The sequence below is a fragment of the Algoriphagus aquimarinus genome, from assembly GCF_007997215.1.
In the GTDB taxonomy this organism is placed as follows: domain Bacteria; phylum Bacteroidota; class Bacteroidia; order Cytophagales; family Cyclobacteriaceae; genus Algoriphagus; species Algoriphagus aquimarinus_A.
The window spans coordinates 1-1396 of record NZ_VORW01000048.1 but is presented as its reverse complement, the minus strand read 5'-3'; the positions used below and the strand labels follow the sequence as shown (position 1 = coordinate 1396).

The following is a 1396-nucleotide window of genomic DNA, read 5'->3' as shown; positions in this document are numbered from 1 at the left end:
CACTAGTGTCCGACTAAAGTAAGAATTTCTCAGAGAGGTTGAAAAGAACTTAATCAGAGGAGATTTTTGGGTGAAATTGGAATGTAAGCCCACTAGGTTGGAAATAGGGCCGTTTGGTTGGCTTTCAGGAGATTTTCCTGGAGCTCTTTATCCGGGTTATTAAGGAAGTTGGTTAGGTGGACATAGCTTGCTAGATGGAATCTTGCCATGGCGACCATATTTGAGAATGCCCAGTTTCTTTTGAGTTGTTTGCGGATCACTTCCATGAGCAGCAGTGAGATCAATGCACACCAAATCTGGATTTCGATGGCGTTTTGATTGTCTCCAAGAAAGTATTTGAGTGGAAAGTTTTGTTTGAGTCTTTTGAAGAGTAGCTCAATCTGCCATCTGTACTTATAAATAGCAGCAACAGTGGAAGCCTCGATCTCCAGATTATTAGTCATAAAGACAAGGGTCTTTTGGTTTTTTTCATCCCAATAGGCGATTCTTCGAAGCTTGAGCGGGTGTTTTTCAGTCCCTATTTTATATTGGACAGTCACTGTTTCATCTTTGAGAATTTCCTGATCCTTGTGTTCAGGCAAGTCAAATTCTTCCAAACTTTCAAAGATGGCGTTGTTTTTCATCCGCGTGATGAAGTAGATGCCCCGCTCTGTCCACCGCGCATATTGATGGTAATCTGTATATCCTTTGTCCATTACCAGATAAGAGCCCACAGGGAGGTTTAGATGCTTTAGAAATGTATGATCGTGCTTACTTCCTTCAGTTAATCTGACCAGACAGGGCATCAGTTCAGCGGCGTGGATCATCACATGGGCTTTGATTCCGCCTTTGCTTCTACCATCTTTTCTTGGCCTTCCAGCTACTTTAAGAATATCTTTGAATAAGCTGATGACCGTGGAATCCACGATAAATAGCTTTTTAAGTACATCCATTTTCAGTCGGCTGTCCGGTAAAACAGATCGATATTTTTCAAAAAGTGCCAAGTAAACGTCCTTAAATACTTCACTGGGTCTGCGCATGTTACCATCCGAGATAGTGGAACGGCGGGGTGCTTTGGGCATCCCAATGTGAACAAGTCTATTCTGCCACGCCAAAAGTCCTGTTGAAAGCTCTCTAAGAGAACTGGCGCCACTAAAGGAGCAATAAAGCATCGTGACTAGGTGCTGCCAAGTATCGAAACATTTGTAATACCGATCGGACTGGTGCTTGGACTTTACCTTGAAAACTAGCGAACGGTCAATCAAAGAAAGTATCTGAGAAAATATCGGCTGTCCGAAGAAATGTGTATTTTTCATCTGCTGTATTTATTGGTTGTGGTAAACTGAAAATACAGAAAAGGGGAAGCTTCTCAAACGAAGCTTCCCCTAAATTTTAAACCGTTTCTCGGACAGTAGTG

General features: G+C 42.3%; 1 protein-coding gene. It reads right to left on the bottom strand.

All coding sequences use genetic code 11. The features are described from left to right. Nucleotides 1-92: 92 nt before the first annotated feature. The gene (locus tag ESV85_RS22100) at nucleotides 93-1295 is read right to left on the bottom strand and encodes an IS4 family transposase (protein WP_146921518.1); all 1203 of its coding nucleotides are present in this window, start codon (nucleotides 1293-1295) and stop codon (nucleotides 93-95) included. Between the last annotated feature and the right edge of the window lie 101 nt (nucleotides 1296-1396).

Coding starts and splice junctions, on each gene's coding strand:
- ESV85_RS22100 (WP_146921518.1), bottom strand. CDS start 1,295: ATGAAAAATACACATTTCTTCGGACAGCCGATATTTTCTCAGATACTT.